This window comes from Amycolatopsis sp. TRM77291, assembly GCF_054166285.1.
Genome location: NZ_JBSZHF010000020.1, coordinates 1 through 1,613 on the forward strand (window position 1 = coordinate 1; position 1,613 = coordinate 1,613).

The window sequence follows — 1,613 nt, forward strand, 5'->3', positions numbered from 1 at the left end:
GATGGCGGCGGTGGTGTGGTCGGCGCCGAATTGGAGGGCGAAGTCTCGTCCGTGGCGGTAGGAGGCGTAGGCGGCGCCGAGGGCGACCAGGGCAGTGCAGCCGCACTGCACGGCAAGAGCCGGTTCGCGCCACGGGCCGGACGATGTTGCTCCGTTCGTGGTGGTCATAGCGGTCACTGGGCCTTGCGGCGGCGCCGTTCGATCACGGTCGTCGCGGAGATCCGCAGCTCACGAGGGGTTTGATCCCATGTAGATGCTGTTCGAGCCGCGCCCACGGTCAAACGTCTCGGGGCATGGACCCGCGACGGCTTGCTGAAGCGCGAAGCATGCCGTTTGCTGTCGGTGGAACTGGCCGAAACTAATCGTGCCTTCCGCATCGGCGGACGAACTAGCGCCGATCCTTTGTAGCCGATCAACCTCGCGTGCATAAGGAGTGGCAGCGTGCCTATGATCGGGTGAAAGTTCGCAGATGGTATCCAGGTAGCGACTCTCCGGGCATACCGTTCTCGTGGGAAACCAGGCCGACAGCGGTGATGCGCTGCTGAACTCAGGACCAGCCCCGCTCGCGCGGGGAGAACTTGGCGTAGCGCTGGCGCTGGTCGCGGCTCCCAGGGGCCAGCCCCGCCTGCGAGCGGGACGACACCATGCCCGCCTCGGCGGGTGTGCGGTGGCCCGGACCAGCCCCGCCTGCGCGGGGACGACATCGGTGGAGAGGGCGCTTCGAGGTCCGCCAGGGGACCAGCCCCGCCCGTGCGGGGACGACCCGCGCGCCTGCTGTCGATGCTCTCGTTGCTGCGACCAACCCCCGCTCGCGCGGGGACGACACTAACTGACCTGGGTCTTTGAAGATCAAAATGCTGGTTTTCGTTCAGTTGGGTGGTGCTCACGCTGATCATGGGGACGGATCGAACTTTAGGACGTTGATTCGGCGAGTTCTCGTTTTGCGGTGTCGGCGTGCGGAAGTGGGTTCGGCGGTGCCATCGTTTGAGGCCTCGACGGTGTTTCGCGTGGCTGATGCGGCTCGGGGGCTGTGTGCAAAAGGATGCCTTCGCTGCGCCATTTTCGGAGGATGCGGCGGCCGTAGTTGTGGGTTCCGGCGACGCGGTCGAGTTCGGCGCCGGATGGTGTTCGGCCTTGCGAACGTTCGCGGAGGTAGTGAGCCCACATCAGTTGTTCGGCGGTTGCGGTGTGTGGATGGTTCGGCTCGTCTGGTGTAGGCGCCTGGTGCACAGCTGGGGTCGGCGCGGGTAGGCCTGTCGTCTCGGGTGATGCGGCGGGATGGTCGGTGGGGGTGAGGTTCTGGTCGGTGGGTTTGGCGCGGTGTCGTTTGAGTGCTCGGTTGAGGAGTTCGACGGCGAGGAGCAGGGCTAGGGGAGGGCAGGCCGCGACGGTTAAGCCGAAGATGCTCAGGTCGGGTGTAGAGCCGATGTTGGCGCAAAGCGACAGCGAGATTCCGAAGATGAATGCCAGCCACGCCGTCCAGCGGCTTCCAGTTTGTGCGGTGTCGGCAGATTTCCAGAGTTCGACGGTGGCGATCATGAGGAGGCCGTCGACGATGAGTGGCCAGATGGCGGCGGTGGTGTGGTCGGCGCCGAATTGGAGGGCGAAGTCTC

General features: G+C 65.4%; 1 protein-coding gene and 1 pseudogene. Both read right to left on the bottom strand.

Going from position 1 to position 1,613, the window contains the following annotated elements; translation table 11 throughout:
* Positions 1-168 (bottom strand): annotated as a pseudogene (locus ACXIZN_RS43150) (DUF2637 domain-containing protein); the annotation flags it as partial.
* Positions 169-912: 744 nt separating this feature from the next.
* Positions 913-1,613 (bottom strand): DUF2637 domain-containing protein (locus ACXIZN_RS43155; RefSeq protein ID WP_457960774.1); only part of this gene is annotated, 701 nt, incomplete at its 5' end.